At 55.8% G+C, this 19,739-nt stretch carries 14 protein-coding genes; 12 read left to right on the top strand and 2 right to left on the bottom strand.

What is annotated here, in order from left to right; translation table 11 throughout:
• Positions 1-30 precede the first annotated feature (30 nt).
• The gene (locus tag J2S20_RS03035; RefSeq protein WP_106611655.1) at positions 31-498 is read right to left on the bottom strand and encodes a CYTH domain-containing protein; all 468 of its coding nucleotides are present in this window, start codon (positions 496-498) and stop codon (positions 31-33) included.
• A gap of 548 nt (positions 499-1,046) precedes the next feature.
• Between J2S20_RS03035 and tig the strand changes: the two genes are divergently transcribed.
• The 5 genes from tig (at position 1,047) to yihA (ending at position 7,516) form a co-directional block, all read left to right on the top strand.
• Positions 1,047-2,330: a trigger factor gene (gene tig, locus J2S20_RS03030; protein WP_106611755.1), complete on the top strand. Its 1,284-nt coding sequence runs from the start codon at positions 1,047-1,049 to the stop codon at positions 2,328-2,330.
• Positions 2,331-2,403: 73 nt separating this feature from the next.
• Positions 2,404-2,985 carry an ATP-dependent Clp endopeptidase proteolytic subunit ClpP gene (clpP, locus tag J2S20_RS03025; RefSeq protein WP_106611657.1) on the top strand — a complete coding sequence of 194 codons (582 nt, stop codon included), beginning with the start codon at positions 2,404-2,406 and terminating at the stop codon, positions 2,983-2,985.
• A 20-nt stretch (positions 2,986-3,005) separates the two neighbouring features.
• Complete coding sequence (gene clpX / locus J2S20_RS03020) at positions 3,006-4,292, top strand: ATP-dependent Clp protease ATP-binding subunit ClpX (protein ID WP_106611658.1); 1,287 nt, start codon at positions 3,006-3,008, stop codon at positions 4,290-4,292.
• Between the two features lie 63 nt (positions 4,293-4,355).
• Positions 4,356-6,671 carry an endopeptidase La gene (gene lon / locus J2S20_RS03015; RefSeq protein WP_307253131.1) on the top strand — a complete coding sequence of 772 codons (2,316 nt, stop codon included), beginning with the start codon at positions 4,356-4,358 and terminating at the stop codon, positions 6,669-6,671.
• 254 nt (positions 6,672-6,925) lie between these two features.
• Positions 6,926-7,516 carry a ribosome biogenesis GTP-binding protein YihA/YsxC gene (gene yihA / locus J2S20_RS03010; protein ID WP_307253351.1) on the top strand — a complete coding sequence of 197 codons (591 nt, stop codon included), beginning with the start codon at positions 6,926-6,928 and terminating at the stop codon, positions 7,514-7,516.
• A gap of 129 nt (positions 7,517-7,645) precedes the next feature.
• Here yihA and J2S20_RS03005 read toward each other — a convergent pair whose 3' ends face one another.
• Positions 7,646-8,170 carry a DUF4364 family protein gene (locus J2S20_RS03005; RefSeq protein WP_106611660.1) on the bottom strand — a complete coding sequence of 175 codons (525 nt, stop codon included), beginning with the start codon at positions 8,168-8,170 and terminating at the stop codon, positions 7,646-7,648.
• A gap of 153 nt (positions 8,171-8,323) precedes the next feature.
• On the opposite strand from J2S20_RS03005, the gene J2S20_RS03000 reads away from it, so the two are divergent.
• From J2S20_RS03000 to J2S20_RS02970, 7 genes are all read left to right on the top strand, one after another.
• Entirely contained in the window at positions 8,324-11,962 is a 3,639-nt protein-coding gene (locus tag J2S20_RS03000) for a DUF5717 family protein (RefSeq protein WP_307253128.1), read from the top strand.
• 51 nt (positions 11,963-12,013) lie between these two features.
• Entirely contained in the window at positions 12,014-13,324 is a 1,311-nt protein-coding gene (locus J2S20_RS02995) for a DUF5716 family protein (RefSeq protein ID WP_307253126.1), read from the top strand.
• Entirely contained in the window at positions 13,315-14,127 is an 813-nt protein-coding gene (locus J2S20_RS02990) for a hypothetical protein (protein ID WP_106611663.1), read from the top strand. Before J2S20_RS02995 ends, J2S20_RS02990 begins: the two co-directional genes overlap by 10 nt.
• Positions 14,128-14,143: 16 nt before the next feature.
• Positions 14,144-16,789, top strand: coding sequence for a valine--tRNA ligase (locus J2S20_RS02985; protein WP_307253122.1), 2,646 nt, complete (start codon positions 14,144-14,146; stop codon positions 16,787-16,789).
• Positions 16,790-16,977: 188 nt separating this feature from the next.
• Positions 16,978-18,222, top strand: a complete 1,245-nt coding sequence (locus J2S20_RS02980; protein ID WP_307253119.1) for a bifunctional folylpolyglutamate synthase/dihydrofolate synthase — start codon at positions 16,978-16,980, stop codon at positions 18,220-18,222.
• Positions 18,219-18,368 (top strand): hypothetical protein, encoded by a 150-nt coding sequence (locus J2S20_RS02975; RefSeq protein WP_170065362.1) that lies wholly within the window; start codon positions 18,219-18,221, stop codon positions 18,366-18,368. The genes J2S20_RS02980 and J2S20_RS02975 overlap by 4 nt, the downstream gene beginning before the upstream one ends.
• Positions 18,365-19,711 (top strand): tetratricopeptide repeat protein, encoded by a 1,347-nt coding sequence (locus J2S20_RS02970; RefSeq protein WP_307253116.1) that lies wholly within the window; start codon positions 18,365-18,367, stop codon positions 19,709-19,711. The genes J2S20_RS02975 and J2S20_RS02970 overlap by 4 nt, the downstream gene beginning before the upstream one ends.
• Positions 19,712-19,739: the final 28 nt, after the last annotated feature.

Below are 19,739 nucleotides of genomic sequence, written 5' to 3'. Positions count from 1 at the left end.
GAGGGGGCGCGCAGCGGAGCTCTCTTCGTATTATCCGGCGCTGCGCGGATCGACGCCGCGGCTTAAATTTGCATTGTGATACGCGGGATCCTGCGTCACCTCCCTGCCGAACCATGCGGGTGGGACGAAGCACTCAGCAGCTTCCATGCTGGAAAACTCCACTTCCAGTATGATAAGTCCCGCGAGATCTCCCTCAAAAAGATCTATTTCCGCCGTGAGTGCTGTGCCCTTAAGGGGCAGAAGATAGCGTGTCTTCTGTATGAGTCTTCCGTCACATTTCGGGAGCAGGTGCAGAAAGGCCTTCTCGGTCAGCGGGAGGTTGTACTCCTCCCGTGCGAGCAGCCCTTTCCCCTTATAAGTGAGTATGCAGCGCGGTCCCTCCCTTCGCACGCGTATCACGGGCTCTGTGCAGAGATAGCCCTGCACCATGGGGATGGAGCGCAGGGTGCTGAGCCCTTCCGGGAGCTGCGACGGAAGAAATTTTCTCTCGATTTCCACAGACAATTACCGCCTTTTCAGAATAAATTTTAACTTTAATCGCACTCCCGTGCCGCTCTGCGTCACTTCGTGCTTTGCACGGGCGTTTCCGCCCTTGAGCAGCCCTTCGTGCTTTGTGCGGGCGTTTCCGCCCTTGAGCAGCCTTCGTGCTTTGCGCGGGCATTTCCGCCCTTGAGCAGCCCTTCGTGCTTTGTGCGGGCGTTTCCGCCCTTAAGCAGCAGTTTATTGATGATATCCGGAGCGCTTCGCACTGCGTGCTCTCACGCTCCTGCCGCATTCCGCACTCCCGTGCCGCTCCGCGTCACTTCGTGCTCCATGCGGTGCGGGTCATAAAGCCTTATCCCCGCAGGCGGGCAAGCCCGCCCGGGGATGGGCTTTTGACCCTGGATATCATCATAACATAAAGAGCTTTTTACTTGAAGCTTCACTTTGACCATGCTATAATACCAAACTGAATGTGTCTCTTTACGGAAGAGGTATGCCCTTTTTTGCCTGAGGCATATCTGATTTCGACAAAAAAGCAAGTATATATGCAGGAGGATATCTCGATGGAATTTAAGGTTGAAAAACAGGAAAAAAACATGGCGGTGATCACCGTCACGGTGCCGCAGGCCGACTTTAAGAAGGCTGTGACGGAGAATTACAAGCGTGAGAAGGGCAAGTATCAGCTTCCGGGCTTCCGCAAGGGTCACGCCCCGCAGGCCATGATCGAGCAGTTCTACGGAAAGGGCGTCTTCTATGAGGGCGCGGTCAATGACTGCATCAACCAGAGCTATCCCGAGGCATCCAGGCAGAGTGAGCTGGAGATCGTATCCAGACCAGAGATCAATGTGATGGAGGTCGGTGAGAAGGATTTGGTCTACACCGCTACGGTTGCGACGAAGCCGGGTGTGACGCTCGGTGAGTACAAGGGCATCGAGGTTGAGAAGGCGGATATGGAAGTGAGCGAGGATGATGTGAACGACGCACTCGCGAAGGAGCAGGACAAGAATGCCCGCCTTGTCTCCGTGGATGACCGCGCGGCAGAGGACGGCGACCACGTCAAGATCAACTTTGAGGGAAGCGTTGACGGCGTTCCCTTTGAGGGCGGCAAGGGCGAGAACTATCCGCTGGTGCTCGGCTCCGGCAGCTTTATCGCCGGATTTGAGGAGCAGGTTGTCGGGCACAGCATCGGAGACAGCTTTGATGTAAATGTCACCTTCCCTGAAGAATATCATGCAAAGGATCTTGCGGGTAAGGCGGCAGTCTTCAAGTGCGACCTGCTTGAGATTCAGAGAAAGGAGCTTCCGGAGCTGAACGATGAGTTTGTGGGAGAGATCTCCGAATTTGAGACTCTGGATGCGTACAAGGAGGATCTGAAGAAGAAGCTCGCTGAGGCAAAGGCGAAGAGCGCTGCGACGCAGAATGAGAACAATGTGATCGGCAAGGTTGTGGAGAATGCGACACTCGACATTCCGGCTCCGATGATCGAGATGCAGGTTGAGCAGATGATCGACGACTACGCGCGCAGAATGCAGGCACAGGGACTTCCGTTAGATCAGTACATGCAGTACACCGGTATGACCATCGAGACTCTGAAGGAGCAGTTCAAGCCGCAGGCGGAGCGCAATCTGAAGACGCGCCTTGTGCTTGAGGAAATTGTAAAGCAGGAGAATATCCAGGTCTCTGAGGAGAGCATCGAGGCAGAGATCAAAAAGATGGCAGATAACTATAAGATTGATGTCGAGAAGATGAAGGAGTATATCGGAGAGTCTCAGAAGGAGGAAATGGCCATGGATCTCAAGATTCAGGAGGCCGTGGACTTCCTTGTCTCCGAGGCAAAGCTCTCCTGAAACTGACTGAAACTTTCAGCGTAAGCCGTGAGGCCCTGGGCTTCACGGCTTTGCGGACAGAAAGGAGCAAAATATGGCTTTAGTACCTTATGTCGTGGAGGAGAGCAGCCGCGGTGAGCGCAGCTACGATATTTTCTCACGGCTATTAAAGGACAGAATTATATTTCTTGATGAGGAGGTCAGTGATGTCAGCGCGGGTCTTGTGGTCGCGCAGCTCTTGTTTCTTGAGTCGGAGGATCCGACCAAGGACATCAACCTCTATATTAACAGTCCCGGCGGCAGTGTTACGGCCGGGATGGCAATCTATGACACCATGCAGTATGTGAAGTGCGATGTCTCCACGATCTGCATCGGCATGGCGGCGAGCATGGGCGCCTTTCTGCTCTCCGGCGGTACGAAAGGCAAGCGCTATGCGCTTCCGAATGCGGAGATCATGATTCATCAGCCCTCCGGCGGTGCGCGCGGACAGGAGACGGAGATCCGCATTGCAGCGGAGCAGATCCTGAAGACGAGAAAGAAGCTGAATGAAATACTTGCAGCCAATACCGGCAGAACGCTTGAGGAGCTTGAGCGCGACACGGAGCGCGACAACTACATGACGGCAGAGGAAGCAAAGGCCTATGGTCTGATTGATGAGGTTATTGCGCATCACTGAGTTCAGGAAAGAGAGGAGTTATGCCCAACAAGAATGATGAGCGCATTCGCTGCTCCTTTTGCGGAAAGCCGCAGGACCAGGTGAGAAAGCTGCTCTCCGGACCGAATGGTGTCTATATCTGCGACGAGTGCGTGGATCTCTGCTCGGAAATCCTAGATGAGGAATTTTCACAGGACGAGGGAGGCAAGGAGCTTCAGGGGATCAATCTTCTGAAGCCAAAGGAGATCAGGAAATTCCTGGACGAGTATATTATCGGACAGGATGAGGCAAAGAAGGTTCTCTCCGTTGCAGTGTACAATCATTACAAGCGCATCACTGCGAAGTCGGAGTCGGATATTGAGATTCAGAAGAGCAATATCCTGATGCTGGGGCCGACCGGTTCCGGAAAGACCTATCTCGCGCAGACGCTGGCGAAGGTACTGAATGTGCCCTTTGCAATTGCGGATGCAACGACGCTGACAGAGGCGGGATATGTCGGTGAGGATGTGGAGAATATCCTGCTGAAGCTGATTCAGGCTGCAGATGACGATGTGAAGCGCGCAGAGTATGGCATTGTATATATCGATGAGATCGATAAGATCACAAAGAAGGCAGAGAATGTCTCCATCACGCGGGATGTCTCGGGTGAGGGCGTGCAGCAGGCGCTTCTGAAGATACTGGAGGGGACGGTTGCGAGTGTTCCGCCGCAGGGAGGAAGAAAGCACCCGCATCAGGAGCTGATCCAGATTGATACAAAGAATATTCTCTTTATTTGCGGCGGCGCCTTTGACGGTCTGGAGAAGATCGTCGATAGCCGTCTGGGCAGCGGAGGGATCGGCTTTAATTCTCAGGTGATAGAGAAGCACACACGTGAGATTGATGAGCTCTTCCGGCAGGTGATGCCGCAGGATCTTGTGAAGTTCGGACTGATTCCGGAGTTTATCGGCCGCGTGCCGATCACGGTGTCCCTGAATCTTCTGGATGAGGAAGCGCTGCTCAAGATACTGACTGAGCCAAAGAACGCGTTGACCAGGCAGTACCAGAGGCTGTTTGAGCTTGATGACGTAAAGCTTGAGTTTACGCCGGAGGCGGTGCGGGAGATTGCACGGCTCGCGCTGGAGAGAAAAACAGGCGCGCGCGGACTGCGCTCCATCGTTGAGGATGTGATGATGGATATGATGTATGAGATTCCATCCGATCCGAGCGTCGGGATCTGTATTGTCACGAAGGACGTGGTTGATAAACGGAGCGGACCTGAGCTGGTGCGTCGCGATGCCCCCGTGAAGGCGGAACAGAAGAGAGTAGAGCAGTCCGGAGAGACTGCATAAGAGAGTGTGGCAGAAGGCGGGCATAGCGGCCCGCCTTTTCAAGTAAGAATATTTGGAGTACAGATGAGAGAAAATCATAGCTTTCCCACTGTTGCGCTGCGCGCCAGAGTCGTGCTGCCCGGTGAGACGACACACTTTGATATCAGCAGAAAAAAGTCCATGGCTGCAATAGAAGCAGCGATGCAGAAAGGCGAGAAGCTCTTTCTCATTGCTCAGAGAGACCCGGATGCGCTGGATCCGGATGCGGAGGGGTTGTTTCAGTACGGCACGCTCTGCGAGATACGACAGCTTGCCAGACTGCCGCAGGACATGGGGCGCGTTGTAGTGGAGGGTACACTGCGCTGCCGCATGGAGGAGCTTCTGCCGGGACAGGAGTTTTTATCTGCGCGCGTCGCAGAGGAGCCGAGACGGGCTGCACAGCCGGAGGATCCCGCAACAGAGGCGATGCTGCGTATCATTCGAGGCAAGCTGAAGGAATATGCTGCGGGTCACAGAGCCTTTGCCGAGAAGCTGCTCGGTGATATGCTGGCTGTGGATGAGCTGGAGCTTCTGATCACGCGAACCGCGGCGGAGCTTCCCTGGAATTGGAGAACTGCACAGCGCTTCCTGGAGTGCTCCGATACGGAGACACTGTACGGCGAGCTCGCGGGAGAACTCACGCGGGAAGTGGCGGTGAATGAGATACGGCATGCGTTTCAGGAGAAGCTTAAGGAAAATATTGATAAAAATCAGAAGGACTACGTGCTGCGGGAGCAGCTGAAGCTTCTGCATGAGGAGCTGGGGGATGACAGCTTCCTCTCTGAGTCGGAGGAATATGAGGCGCGGCTTGAGAAGCTCTTTGCCTCCGATGAGGTGAAGACAAAGCTTAAGAAGGAGCTGTTCCGCATGAAGAGCATGCAGAGCGGAAGTCCGGAGGCAAATGTGCTCCGAAACTATCTGGACACATTGCTGGAGCTTCCGTGGAACCACTGCTCAAAGGATTCGGAGGATCTGGTTGAAGCAGAGCGCATTCTGAACAGAGATCACTATGGTCTCAAGAAGGTAAAGGAGCGCATTCTGGAATATCTTGCAGTCCGGATGCTGAACCCCGAGGGACATGGCCCCATTTTATGCCTTGTGGGCCCACCCGGAACCGGAAAGACTTCGATTGCGCGGAGTGTCGCGGAGGCGCTGAACCGGCGCTATGTGCGTATCAGCCTCGGAGGCGTGCGGGATGAGGCTGAGATACGCGGGCACAGAAAGACCTATGTGGGAGCGATGCCGGGGCGCATTGTGGATGGTCTCCGGCAGGCGGGGACGGCCAATCCGCTGATGCTGCTGGACGAGGTGGACAAGCTCTCCCCGGAGCATCACGGAGCAACGGCATCGGCGCTCCTGGAGGTACTGGACAGCGAGCAGAATATGCATTTCAGAGACCACTATGTGGAGCTCCCGGTGGATCTGTCCGGCGTGCTCTTCATTGCGACAGCAAACAGCACGGAGACGATTCCAGGACCGCTGCTGGACCGCATGGAGCTGATAGAGATCAGCTCGTACACAGAGAACGAGAAGCTGCATATCGCGAAGGATTATCTCGTGGAGAAGCAGAAGAGGCTGAACGGCATACGGCCGGATCAGCTGGAGATTACGGAATCTGCGCTGAAAAAACTGATTCACAGCTATACCAGAGAGGCGGGAGTCCGCGGGGCAGAGCGGCGCATCGGGGAGCTCTGCAGAAAGAGCGCACTGAAGCTCATGCGCGGACATAAGGGGAGGATACGCATTACAGAGCGTCAGCTCCCCGTGTATCTCGGAAGAGCGCGCGTCCGGCCGGAGGATGAGCGGCATCCGGATGCAGTTGGCATCGTCAGGGGACTGGCGTGGACGCGGGTCGGAGGCGATACCCTGGAGATCGAAGTGAATATCATGCCCGGAAAGGGAGAGCTGAAGCTCACAGGACAGATGGGCAGCGTGATGCGTGAGTCGGCGCAGACAGCGCTGAGCTGCGTGCGCAGTCTCTCCGCAGACTGGAGAGTCGCTGAGGATTTTTATGAGAAGCATGAGATTCATCTCCATATCCCGGAGGGAGCTGTGCCGAAGGACGGGCCCAGTGCAGGTGTCACTATGGCGACTGCGCTGCTCTCTGCGGTAACGGAAATACCGGTGAGTGGAGCAGTTGCGATGACGGGAGAGATCACCCTGCGCGGCAGAATACTTCCAGTGGGCGGGCTGAAGGAGAAAATACTGGCCGCAAAGGCCGCACACATGGAAAAGGTGCTTGTGCCGGAGGCAAATCGCGCAGATATCGCAGAGCTCGACCGGGAGATCACCGGCGGGCTTGAGATTGTTTATATTCGAGAGCTTCCGGAGGCTCTGCGGGAGGCCTTTCGGGAACTTTGATGTACGAAAGCTACGCAGCAGGGCTGTGCGCGAGAGAAAGATGAGGTGAGGCAGAGGTGAGGGAGAAGAGAGTGCAGCGCGGGGAAGAGGTTCGAAACAGCAAAAGAGCGGCAACCGGGGCAGCGCCCGCAAGGCGGGTGGACGGCGCCTTTGGTGTAAAGCGCAGGAAGGAGACAAAGCCTGTCCCGCAGAAAAAGTGCGGGATACAGGTGCCGCCTGCGAAACCAACCCCCCTGTTCCGGGAAGACGGCTCCCTGCATATTCAGGAATCTGTGCTGGAATTTGTCTGTGGTGTGAAGAGCGCGCTTCCGGAGAGCGGAAAGCCGGAATTTGCCTTTGCCGGAAAATCCAATGTCGGAAAGTCCAGTCTTCTGAATGCCCTGGTGAATCGCAAGGCCCTCGCGCGAACCTCGGCACAGCCGGGAAAGACGCAGACCATCAATTTCTATCGTGTGAACGGTCTGGTCTACTTTGTGGATCTTCCGGGCTACGGCTACGCAAATGCGAGTGAGGAGGCAAAGGCTGCCTGGGGCAGAATGATAGAGCGCTATCTGCATCAGTCTCCGCAGCTCTGTGCGGTGTTCCTGCTGGTAGATATACGGCATGAGCCGTCGGCGAACGACTGTCTCATGTATGACTGGATCGTGGAACAGGGGCTGAAACCTTTGATTGTCGCAACAAAGGCGGATAAGATCAAGAGGAGCCAGCTGAAGGCCCGCGAGAAGCTGATTCGTGAAAAGCTTGGCTGCGCGGAGGGAGTTCCGCTGATTCCCTTTTCCTCTGAGACGAAGCAGGGAAGAGAGGAGCTGTTTCATCTTGTGGACGAGCTGCTCCGGGGATGCTGAGAGTGTGGCCTTCTGCCGTGTTCTGAGCACTGTGGCAGCTGCATCCTGTCTGAGGTGTGTTGCCTCGCCGGGAAGTCAGACAGAGCCGGAACAGCTCTCACACGCTGTTCCGGCTCTGTCCGGTCAGCATTATCCGCCTCCGAGCAGAGCTCGCAGGATAAATGCGTAAATCTCCTGACTGCTCTCCCGCCAGCGGCTGCACATGAGCTCAGCCTGCTTTTCATCGGGAGCTGTAATGTCAATCGAGAGAATGGAGCTGCGGCCCTCGTTGATATCACAGCGCACATGGTAGTCAAGATTTTCGGATTTCCAGTAGTCGGCAGTGATATCTACCTCGCTGCGGATGCGAAAGCGATTCTCCTTCAGAAAATCGTCCATATCCGCGAGTATCTCGGGCGAGATTTTCCTGCCGAAGAAGCGGTAGGTCTGTTCGCCCTCGGCGGTGATAGAGTAGCGGCTGGAATTTCGCACACGGTGGACGCGAATCAGCTCCGCATCGTTCAGCTCTGCAAGAGCCTGCTTTAATGTAAAATAGGTCGTATATTCGCGGGATAGAAAAAACTCAGAGATGCGGTCCTCTGTCAGCGGAAAATTCACCTGATTCAGAAGATACAGAATCATCAGTTTATACAGTGTCATCGGCTCGGACAACATGGCGTCACCTCCATTGAAGCATAGTATACCAAGCTTTTCATTCAAGGGGAAGTGTGATAAAATCTTTAAGCACAAAGCAGTGTGAGGGTATGATTTCCGGCACTGTGAGCTGGCTTTGTTTTGTGGGTTTACCGAGAAAGTGCAGAGGATAGAATGAGAGAGAGGATCAACCGCCTGGCGAGGGGAATCCTGAATCCGGAGAGGCCCGAACTTGTCGTGATACCGGAGCGTCTTGAGCTGCCGGTGCGGCGGGGGGAGCTGCTTCGCACGGAGCTCAGTGTGAACAGCGCAAACGGCATTTACCTGAAGGGACTGATCTATTCGGACCATATCTGTGTCCGGGTGCTCAGGCCCTCTTTTGGCAACCGGAAAAACCAGTTGCTTGTGGAGGTGGATGCGAGAAAGCTGCAGGCGGGAGAGGAGATCCGCGGAAACCTGAAGCTAGTGACAGATGGCGGGGAGCGAACAGTCCCCTTTCTTTTTCATGTGACAGATGGCACTGCGGGTAATATTCTGGAGAAACTGGAAAGTCTCGAGAGCTTTGCAGAAGTTGCCCGGCTGGAGCCGGAGGCGGCACTCAGAATTTTTGAGTACAGGGAATTCCCGACTGCTGCCTTTATGCGGGATCTGAAGCTGAGGGCGCTCTATGAGGCGTTTCGAAGAGGACCGGACCGCGCCTCTGCACTGGAGGAATTTCTTGTTGCGGCAGGGGCCAAGAAGCGCGCACTGGTGCGCGCGGAGACCGAAAACGGAGCGGAGGGAGCCATCACACTTTTGCAGCTGAGAGAGGGATATTTTCGCCTCACAGCAACAGCAGAGGGTAGCTTTATCCGTCTTCCGAAGCGCTATATTACCATCTCGGATTTTACAGACGGTGTGTATGAATATGAGTTTGAACTGATCTCAAAGGCCCTGCATGAGGGAAAAAATGAGGGGCGTATCCGATTCAGCTCTGAGGCCATGGAGTTTTCTGTGCCGGTGACAGTATTCCGGGAGAGACTCTCCGGAGAGGCCAGGGAGCGGGCTGAGCGGGAGAGAGAAAAGGAACGCTTTGCGCATTACCTCTATCTCCGGCTGCACTATGCTGTGTCTGGAGACAGCGCGGAGGAGCTGCTGGATGAGATGGAGACGGCGCTTGCAGAGAGGCATGCAGTCTCTCTGCGCACAGAGGCAGAGGAGGGGGCGGAACCCGGGTCAACAGTGGATGCTGTGCAGCCTGCGGCATGGAATGCCGCAATGCGCTGCCTGCTGCGTGCGGAGCTCGCCTTCAGGCGAGGCGAGACAGAGCGCTGCACTGCGCTGATACTTGAGGCGGAGGAGAAAAGAAAGAAAGCGGTGCGCACAGGCGTGCTGCTTCCGGGAGAGCGGGGAGACGGCTTCCTTTTCCGCTATCTCGCAGAAGCACTTCGCGCACTGATAAGAGGCGGGGAGCAGGTTCACATCACAGCGGAGCGCGTGCTCTCTGCCCTCAGCAGAGAGGGGCATGTGGAACTGCTGCCCGTGTATCTTCTGCTCAGCCCCGAGTCACGGGATATGGGAGAGGAGTATTATACGCTGCTTCTTGGGCTTTACAGAAGGGGAGACAGAAGCCCCTTCCTGTTTGCAGAGCTTGCGGGGCTGTATGAAAAAAGTCCGGAGCGCATTCGGGAGCTTGGACGAATGGAGCTCGCGGTGCTGCGCTTTGGGCTCTCGCATAAGCTTCCCGGTGCAACAGCAGCGGCAGCTTACACGGCAGCGGCAGCTTCGGTGAAGAGCTTTACAGCTCTGCACTTTCCCCTGCTCTCTGCGCTGTATGAGCGCTATCCATCGGCGGAACTGCTGACTGCAATCTGCAAAAGTCTGATCCGCAGTGACCGGAGGGACGCGGAGGCTCACAGCTGGTATATGCGTGGCCTTGAGCAGAAAATACGCCTGACAGGACTCAACGAATATCTGGTTTCCAGCATGCAGAACCACACAGAGCGTGCGCTGCCGCATGAGATCCTTCTCTATTTTGTCTATGATAACCGTCTGGATGAGAGGAGCCGTGAAAAGCTCTATGCAAATCTTGCTCATTTCCGTAAGCAGGAGAGAGAGCTCTGGGAGGAATATCGGAAGCAGATAGAGGATTTTGCGCTGGGAAAGCTGCTGACAGGCAGTGTGAATAGCCGTCTTGCAGAGCTGTATCGCGCGGTTCTGCGGGATGATATATTGGATCAGCGGCTGGCAGCTGTGCTGCCGGGGATACTGAACACAAGAAGGATCACCGCGAAATCTGACTGGATACGCTCTGTGGTCGTGGTTTACCCGGAGCTCCAGAAGGTGGAGCGCGTGCGGCTGGAGAAAGGAAGCGCCTATGTGCCGGTATACTCAGACCAGGCGGTCTTCCTGTTTGAGGATGCCTATGAGAACCGCTTTGCCGCATCACTCGGAAGAGCGGAGGCGGTGTGTTCCATACCGGGGCTTAAGGAGCGCTGCGCCCGGCTGGATCCCGAGGGGAGACCTGCTATGCTCGCGGCACTGCGCAGCAGCGTCGCGGAGAGTGCATCGGGACGGCTGAGCCCGGAGTCACTGAGAACGGTGCGCCTTGCGCTGGATGAGCGGATGCTCTCGGAGGGTTACAAAAGCTTTCTGCGCGGTATCTTGGTGCGGAACGGGCGCGAATGTGTGGACTATCTGCTCTCTGCGGACAAGTCGCTCTTTGACAGTGCGGAACGGACAGAGATATTTCGCGTGCTGCTGGATGCCGGACACTGGATGGAGGCGTGGGAGCTCATTCAGGAATTCCGGATGCAGGAGCTTCCTGGAGATGCGCTCGGAAAGCTCTGCTCGCAGGTGATATTGGAGCGGATGTTTCCCGAGGACGGAATGCTGCTCATGCTCTCTGCCCGCGCATTTCACGCAGGAACGGCCGATTCGGTGATTCTCGACTATCTCTGCGAGTTTTATAACGGACTTACGGCGGAGATGAGCTGTCTCCTTGATGCGGCGGCAGAGGCGCAGGTGGAGACCTATGATCTGGAGGAGCGGCTTCTCGCACAGATGCTTTTTACCGGAGAGACCGGGCAGCTTGACCGGGTGTTTTTGCGCTTCCGGGATGGGAAGAAAACGACGGAGCTTATGGTGCGCGCCTATATGACGGAGCGCGCGGCGTGCTATTTTCTGAAGGATGAAGAGCCGGGAGACTGGGTCTTTCAGTATCTTGAGCTCCTGATGCGTGAGGCTCAGGCAGCGGCACAGGTACCGCTCATCTACCGCCTTGCGCTGACGAGGCATTATGCAGAGGCCGAAGCTCTCTCTGAGGAGCAGGAGGGGCTTGCAGAAGAAATTCTGCCGGGGCTTCTTGACGAGGGACTCTACTTCTCTTATTATAAAAATTTGGCGCGCTTTATCCCTGTTCCCGAGGAGATCCTGGACAGGGAATGCGTGGAGTTTCGGGGCAGTACGGGCTGCAGCTATGAGATACGGATGCGCATCCTTCCGGACGAGACGGAATTTCATCTGGAGGAGCTGCCCTGTATGTATATGGATCGCTTTGTGAAGCGGGCCGTGCTCTTTGATGGAGAGCGCTGGGAGTATGAGATAAGAAAGACAGGAGATTCAGAGGAGATACCGGAGATCTCCGGCGCGATTGTGCGGGATACGGAAGAGAAAGAGCTTCAGAAAGAGACAGCGGGGGCAGGAAGCCGATACGACTGCCTGAATGCGATGGTGCGGCATCTTGGCAGGAAGGACGAGTCTGCACTGCGGGCAGAGATGACGGCCTTTGCTGCGGGAGAGGATCTCGCGGCAGAGCTCTTTCAGCTTGAATAGGCGTTGGGATCGATGCTGCCGGAAGGGGCGGATGCAGAAAGGAGGGGATGTATGAAAGTGAGAATACTTGGAATTGATCTCACAGACAATGAAGTTGGCATAGCACTGTCTGACAGCGATCGCTGCTTTCATCTCCCGACCGCCATCTGCAGAGATAAGAAGCATGACCTCTGGTACATCGGGGAAGAGGCCTATGAGAAGGCGCTCGCAGGCAAAGGAATCCTGACGGATAAGCTGCTGGCGCTCAGCATGAAGCAGGGAACTGCCACAATACGGGGCGTGCGCTATGAGGCGCTGGAGCTCCTGTGCCGCTTCCTCTCCCTGGTGCGGGAGTTTAGTCTGGTATCGTCCGAGGAAGCAGAGTCTGTGGCGGAGTGTGAGCCGAGGACTGCAGCGGGAGGTATTCCGGAGGCCATGACCAGACAGAGCGCAGCGGATAGCCTGGACGGGGTTGTGATCGTGCTCCCGGATTATGACCGAACGCTATCCGAACAGCTTCTGAAAGCCCTGGCAGATTATGGCTTTCCGCGGGACAGAACCTTTTGTGTGAGCCGCTCCGAGAGCTTTCTTTATTACGTGATGAGTCAGCCGCGGGAGCTCAGAACGGGAGAGGTGGGGCTTTTTGACCTCTCGGATCAGGCGCTCAGCTTTTATGAGCTTACCATGCGCCGTGACAAAAAGACGCTCTATGTGCGCGCCGAGAAGGAGGATCTCGACGAGGCATTTACGCTGTCTGTGCTTCAATCCGCCGCCGGGGAGAAGCTGGCGGATAAGATCATGAGCAGTGCTGCGGAGCGCCTCTTGAAAAATAAAGTTTTTTCGGGAATCCTGCTCACGGGAAAGGGCTTTGAGCACTATGACTGGGCAGTGGAATTTATGCGTCAGATCTGTGGATTCCGTCGAAAGGTTTTTCTGGACTTTGATATTTTTGCGAGAGGAGCACTGGTGCGCGGAGCGGCTCTGATCTCCGGCAGGGGGGATCCCGGCTTTGTGGCTCTGTGCAGCGGAAGAGCTGAGGCAAATGTCAGCATTTCCCTCGAGAAAAACGGACGGAGCATGGTGTTTCCGCTGATTCACGCCGGGGATCCGGTCGGGGGGGCGGCGGTGTCGCTGAGACTGCTGCCGCTTGACCGCAATGCGCTGGAGCTGCACATAGCCCCGGTCAATCTGAGAAAAGAGAAGACAGTCAGAATTCCGATGAGCTTTTTGCCGGAGCGGGAGGCGAAGACCTGCTTTGTGGATTTTCAGGCAAGTCTAAGGGATGAGCGCACCATGTGTGTGTGTCTTCGGGATGCCGGCTTTGGAGAGCTTTTCCCTGCGACTGAGGGAGCGGTAGAGGAGGAGGTGCAGCTGTGGGACTGATGCTCTGCGGAACTGCAAATTCTGCCTGTGCGCTCTGGCTGGAGGAGCTGGGACTTCGTATTTACACGGCGGAGGAGCTCTCGTACTGTATTTTAAAATACCCACTGCTTTTTATGGATGAGCTGTTCGGCGAAGCGCTGTTTTATTTTCTGGCCGAGGGAGCCGGGGAGACGGTGCTGGCCGCAGAGCTCAGAGAGCTGAGTGCCGCGGGGGTGGACCGGACGGTACTGCTCTCAAAGATACCGGAGGCCATTGGCTACTGCAATGCGCAGGAGGCGGCGCGATTTCGTCTTGGCCTGCAGAAGCTTAAGTCGCTTTCTCAGGCCGAGTACTGGAAGAAAAAGGGGGATTTTCTTTTTTCTCTCAGAAAATTCGGCAAGGCGGTTGCGGTTTATGAGCGCGTACTGAACGGGGAATTGAGCGGCGGTATTAGTCTCTCACTTCGAGGGAGGCTGCTCTGCGGCGAGGGCTGTGCCTACGCAAATCTTTTTCTTTCGGAGAAGGCCTATCGCTGTTTTGTGGAGGCCTATGAGCTTTTAAAGGACAGAAATATACTGAAACGGATTTATTTCCTGTCCCTCATTGAGCCGACCATCGGCGTGAGAGAGCGCTATCTCTCTGCGGTGGAGGGGGAGACGCAGCTGTCCTGGGACAGAGAGTATGAGGAGGCCAGGCAGAGAGCTGCCTCCGGAGCGGAGAGCCGGAGAGTTGCGGAGATATTTAAAGGAGATCCGGTACAGCGTGCTGCAGCTGCTGCGGAGACAGTGCGTCGCTGGAAAGAAGAATACAGAAGTATGCTGTAGAAAGGATAAATGAACAATGAAAATACTTCCAAAGACCTATGCGCCCTCTGAGATCGAGGACAGTCTCTATCAGAAATGGATGGATAAGGGCTATTTCCACGCAAAGGCAGACGTAGACAGAAAGCCCTTTACGATCGTTATGCCGCCGCCGAACATCACCGGGCAGCTGCATATGGGGCATGCGCTGGACAATACCATGCAGGATATTCTGATTCGGTATAAGAGAATGCAGGGCTACTCTGCACTCTGGCAGCCGGGCACTGACCACGCTGCGATTGCGACCGAGGTCAAGGTGATCGACAAGCTGAAGAAGGAAGGAAAGCGCAAGGAAGATCTTGGAAGAGAGGGCTTCTTAAAGGAGTGCTGGGACTGGAAAGAGGAGTATGGCTCCAGAATCATCAATCAGCTGAAAAAGCTCGGTTCCTCCGCGGACTGGGACAGAGAGCGCTTTACGATGGATGAGGGCTGTTCCGAAGCCGTAAAGGAGGTGTTTATCCGCCTTTACAACAAGGGATATATCTACAAGGGAAGCCGTATCATCAACTGGTGCCCAGTCTGTCAGACCTCGATCAGTGACGCGGAGGTGGAGCATGTCGATCAGGACAGCTTCTTCTGGCATATTCGTTATCCCATTGTCGGTGAGGAGGGCAGGTATGTCGAGATCGCGACCACACGTCCCGAGACCCTGCTGGGCGATACGGCGGTGGCCGTTAATCCAGAGGATGAGCGCTACAGGGATCTCGTCGGAAAGCTTCTGAAGCTGCCGCTGACGGACAGAGAAATCCCGGTTATCGCGGATGCCTATGTGGACAGAGAATTCGGAACCGGTTGTGTGAAGATCACTCCGGCCCACGATCCGAACGATTTTGAGGTCGGAAAACGCCATGGACTTCCGGAGCTCAATATCATGCACGATGATGCGACAATCGACTGCCCAGGCTCAAAGTACGACGGAATGGACCGCTACGAGGCGAGAAAGGCAATGGTTGCGGATCTTGAGGCGGAAGGGCTTCTGGTGAAGGTCGTTCCGCACAGCCACAGCGTCGGAACACACGATCGCTGCAAGACAACGGTGGAGCCCATGATCAAGCCGCAGTGGTTTGTGAAGATGGACGAGATGGCAAAGCCCGCAATCGAGGCACTGAGAGACGGAAGGCTTCAATTCGTTCCGGAGAGCTATGGCAAGACTTATCTGAACTGGCTGGAGGGGATCCATGACTGGTGTATCTCGCGCCAGCTCTGGTGGGGACACCGGATCCCGGCCTGGTACTGCGAGGACTGCGGAGAGACTATTGTGGCGCGGGAGACCCCGGAGCGCTGCCCGAAGTGCGGAGGCAGGCATTTAAAGCAGGACGAGGATACGCTGGATACCTGGTTCAGCTCTGCCCTCTGGCCCTTCTCCACACTTGGCTGGCCGGAAAAAACGGAGGAACTGAAGTATTTCTATCCGACAGATGTGCTGGTGACGGGCTATGACATCATCTTCTTCTGGGTGATCCGCATGGTCTTCTCCGCGCTGGAGCAGACGGGAGAGCTGCCCTTCCATACGGTGCTGATTCATGGGCTGGTGCGTGACGCAAAGGGACGCAAGATGTCGAAGTCGCTCGGAAACGGCATAGATCCTCTCGAGGTTGTGGAGAAGTACGGCGCGGATGCGCTTCGCCTCACGCTCATGACGGGAAATGCGCCGGGCAATGATATGCGCTTCTACTGGGAGCGCGTGGAGGCTGCGAGGAATTTCGCAAACAAGGTCTGGAATGCCTCCCGCTTTATCATGATGAATCTCGGCGAGAAAGCTCCGGAGCGACCGGCGGCGGAGGCTCTTACGGCGGCGGATCGCTGGATACTCTCAAAGTGCAATGCACTCGCTGCTGAGGTCACGGAGAATCTTGACAAGTACGAGCTCGGGATCGCGCTCCAGAAGATCTATGATTTTATCTGGGAGGAGTTCTGTGACTGGTATATCGAGATGGTGAAGCCGCGGCTCTGGGATAAGGAGGACACAAGCAGAGATGCGGCGCTCTGGACCCTGAAGGAGGTGCTGTCCAGATCCTTAAAGCTTCTGCATCCCTTCCTGCCCTTCATCACGGAGGAGATCTACTGTACTCTGAACGAGAATGAGGAGAGCATTATGGTTGCGTCCTGGCCGCGCAGTGAGGACAGTCTCTCCTTCCCCAAGGATGAGCGTGAGGTGGAGAGCGTGAAGGAGGCTGTTCGCGCGATTCGTGCGGTGCGAAGCTCGATGAATGTGTCTCCCGGACGTCAGGCCGCGGTCTATGTGGTCTCGGAGGACGCCGGTATCCGGGCAAACTTTGCGCGTGCGGAGTCCTTCTTTGCGATGCTCGCGCGTGCCTCCAAGGTGCATATTCAGGCGGATCATACCGGAATTGCGGAAGATGCAGTCTCCGCTGTGATTCCGGGGGCCAATCTCTACATTCCCTTTGCGGATCTTGTGGATACGGAGAAGGAGCTTCTGCGCCTCGCAAAGGAGGAGGAGCGCCTGAACTCAGAGATACAGCGCTCCAACGGAATGCTGAAGAATCAGCGCTTCCTGGATAAGGCACCCGCTGAAAAGGTGGAGGTAGAGCGGGAAAAGCTGAAAAAGTATGAGCAGATGCTGCAGCAGCTGAGAGAGCAGATGGCACATCTTAAAAAGCACTGATGCAATCATTGCTATCTCAGAAACTTTTGGTCAACATACATGGATTTGCATGAGAAAAGCTGCTTCGCGGTGCAAATTCGGCACGGGAAATGCCTTCATCCGCATTTCTCAGGAAAATAAACGGACTTGCCGCAGGGCGCAGCAGTTCTGAGAGGACGGCTGCGCCTCGCGGGCAGGAGAGGAGCTTCATGAATACTGGAAAGCATTTTCCGGAGGATCTTCCGATGTGGGGGGACAAAAAGAACAGCGTACCGGAGGTGAGGCGCTTTCTGGACCGGCTCGGCGCGCCGGACAGACAGCTGAAGATCATCCATGTCGCCGGAACGAATGGCAAGGGCTCTGTCTGCGCCTATCTGACGCAGGCCTTTCTTGACGCAGGACTTCGCACGGGTACCTTCATATCCCCGCATCTCGTCGATATAAGGGAGAGAATTCTGATCGACAATGTGCCTGTCTCCCCGGAGCGCTTTCAGGCAGCCGCAGAGCGGGTGAAGCTGCTCGGAGAGCAGTGGGAGAAGGAGGGAGGAAGCTTTCCTGCCTACTTTGAGTTTCTGTTCTATATGGCGATGCTCATTTTTCAGGAGGCGGATGTTGATGTCGTGATGCTGGAGACAGGGCTCGGCGGGCGCCTGGACGCGACCAATTCCTGCGCGCCGATCATGACCGTAATCACCAGCATCAGCCTCGATCACATGCAGTATCTGGGTGATACGGTGGAAAAGATCGCAGCGGAGAAGGCCGGCATTATTAAGCCGGGGGTACCGATCGTCTATGATGCCAGACGAGCCGGGACGGCTGAAGTCATACGGAGGCAGGCGGAGCTCATGGGGGCTCCTGCGCTTGCAGTCAAGGATATTGAGGAGAGCTTCTCTTTTCTTCCCGCGCGCTATATGAGGGAGAACGCGACGCTTGCAAAGCGCGTCTTTGAGCTCCTTAAGAAGCAGCCGGAACTCTGGCAGGGAAGGAAAGACAGCGCACAGCTCTTTGAGGACTCTGTGCGGAGGACACACTGGGCGGGACGCATGGATGAGATATACCCGAATGTTTTTCTGGATGGAGGACACAACGAAGACGGTGTCCGCGCCATGACGGAGGCTGCGCGCGGGCTCTGTGAGGCAAGAAGGAAAAAGCCGGTGCTGCTGACAAGTGCGGTGAGTGACAAGGATCTTCGCCATGTGGTCGCTGCTTTCTCAGAAGCGCTTCAGCCCGTGAGAGTTTACGTCGCTCCGCTGGATTCCTACCGCGCCGCAGATGCCTCGGAGCTCGCGCGGCTGTACCGCACGGATGGTGTGGCGGACGTGCGGGAGTACGCCTCCGTTGCGGAAGCTTGGCGCAGGGCGAGAGCAGAGCGCTCTGAAGATGAAATACTTTTTGGCGCGGGCTCGCTCTACCTTGTGGGAGAGATACTCGCTGCCGAGAGGAGTCAGAAATGATCAATTACGATGAAGAGATCAGGAATTTTAAGTCCAGTCTGGATATCTCCGCTGTGGAGGATGCGATCGTTCAGAGTGATCTGACGGATCTGAAGGATATCATGATCGAGATTCTGAAGGGCGGAGCTGAGGAGAAGAAGGGATGACGACTGCGCTTCGACGCTGTGAGAGAGCTGCAAACAGCTGCTATAACCGCGCACTGCTGCGGGCCAGAGACAGGGATCTCTCCGGAGCCGTGCCGCTCTTAAAGCGCGCGCTGAAGCTGAATAAGGAGCTTACGGACGCGAGAAATCTGCTGGGTCTCATCTTCTTTGAGCTGGGAGAGGTCGGGGACGCACTGGTGCAGTGGGTTTTGAGCCTGAACCTAAAGCCGGAGGACAACCGCGCCGCCTGGTATCTGGAGGATATCCGCAAACGAAACGGAAGACTCAGGTTCTACGCGCGCATGGCAGAGCAGTACAATCTCGCGCTGGAGCTCTCAAAGAACGGAAGCCATGATACGGCGCTGCATCTGCTCTCCGGAGTGGTGGCGCAGTATCCGAACTATACCCGGGCCGGGCTGCTGCTCTCCCTGCTCTGCATGCAGGCGGGGGAATGGAGGAAGGCAGAACTCCATCTGCTCCGGCTTCTCAGGACGGATCGCGGCAATTCTGACGCTGTGCGCTATCTCGCAGAGGTGCGGGAGGCGCTCTCAATTGAGCAGAGCCGGGAGCAGGCGCGAACAGATGCGGTGGCGGAACAGCGAGAGCTGCGGGAGGCTGAAAAGCTTTCGGGGGATGATGTGATTATCCCCTCTACTTACCGGGAGAGCACGGGATGGCAGACCATACTGAATATCGGAATCGGTCTTTTGATCGGTTCTGCGGCGGTATTTTTTCTCTATCTTCCGACGAAGCAGGCGGAGCTCCGGCGCGCACACAATGAGGAGCTCATCTCCGTGAGTGAGCAGCTCTCAGAGGCGAATAATGCTCTCGCGGAGGCGCGGGGCAGTGGCGGAGCTGTGGAGACGGAGCGGGATGAACTGCAAAATCAGCTGAACACCATAGAGGAGAGCTATACCTACAAGCTCTCACAGTATCAGAGACTGATCGGCATACTGAATGATTACAGAAGTGATAATTATGCACACGCAGCAGATCTCTTTGCGATGATCGATGCAGCGCAGCTCACGGATATCGACGACGAGAGCGGCGTCTCTGTGACTGCGATCTATAATTCCATCGCAGATAAGATGCGTGCAGAGGGCTACTCGAGTCTCTATCAGCAGGGGGAGCTCGCCTATGGCAGCGGAGATTATGAGAAGGCCATTTCCTATTACGACAAGGCACTCGCTATCAATCCGGACTATACGGCTGCGCTGTTCAAAAAGGCTATGGCCTACAAGCAGCAGAACGATATTCAGAATGCGAACAATCTCTTTGGAGAGGTGATTATGCGTTTCCCGGATACGGAGCTTGCCACGCAGGCGAAGACGGAGCGGGGATATTGAGAAACATGGAAAAAACGCAGGACAAAGC

The sequence above is a fragment of the Moryella indoligenes genome, assembly GCF_030812885.1.
In the GTDB taxonomy this organism is placed as follows: domain Bacteria; phylum Bacillota; class Clostridia; order Lachnospirales; family Lachnospiraceae; genus Moryella; species Moryella indoligenes.
The sequence above is the reverse complement of the archived record's forward strand: the minus strand, read 5'-3'. Positions and strand labels throughout refer to the sequence as shown.

Excerpts from the sequence above, each read along its gene's own strand:
- tig (WP_106611755.1), top strand. The coding sequence starts at position 1,047 with ATGGAATTTAAGGTTGAAAAACAGGAAAAAAACATGGCGGTGATCACC.
- clpP (WP_106611657.1), top strand. The coding sequence starts at position 2,404 with ATGGCTTTAGTACCTTATGTCGTGGAGGAGAGCAGCCGCGGTGAGCGC.
- clpX (WP_106611658.1), top strand. The coding sequence starts at position 3,006 with ATGCCCAACAAGAATGATGAGCGCATTCGCTGCTCCTTTTGCGGAAAG.
- lon (WP_307253131.1), top strand. The coding sequence starts at position 4,356 with ATGAGAGAAAATCATAGCTTTCCCACTGTTGCGCTGCGCGCCAGAGTC.
- J2S20_RS03005 (WP_106611660.1), bottom strand. The coding sequence starts at position 8,170 with ATGTTGTCCGAGCCGATGACACTGTATAAACTGATGATTCTGTATCTT.
- J2S20_RS03000 (WP_307253128.1), top strand. The coding sequence starts at position 8,324 with ATGAGAGAGAGGATCAACCGCCTGGCGAGGGGAATCCTGAATCCGGAG.
- J2S20_RS02995 (WP_307253126.1), top strand. The coding sequence starts at position 12,014 with ATGAAAGTGAGAATACTTGGAATTGATCTCACAGACAATGAAGTTGGC.
- J2S20_RS02985 (WP_307253122.1), top strand. The coding sequence starts at position 14,144 with ATGAAAATACTTCCAAAGACCTATGCGCCCTCTGAGATCGAGGACAGT.
- J2S20_RS02980 (WP_307253119.1), top strand. The coding sequence starts at position 16,978 with ATGAATACTGGAAAGCATTTTCCGGAGGATCTTCCGATGTGGGGGGAC.
- J2S20_RS02975 (WP_170065362.1), top strand. The coding sequence starts at position 18,219 with ATGATCAATTACGATGAAGAGATCAGGAATTTTAAGTCCAGTCTGGAT.
- J2S20_RS02970 (WP_307253116.1), top strand. The coding sequence starts at position 18,365 with ATGACGACTGCGCTTCGACGCTGTGAGAGAGCTGCAAACAGCTGCTAT.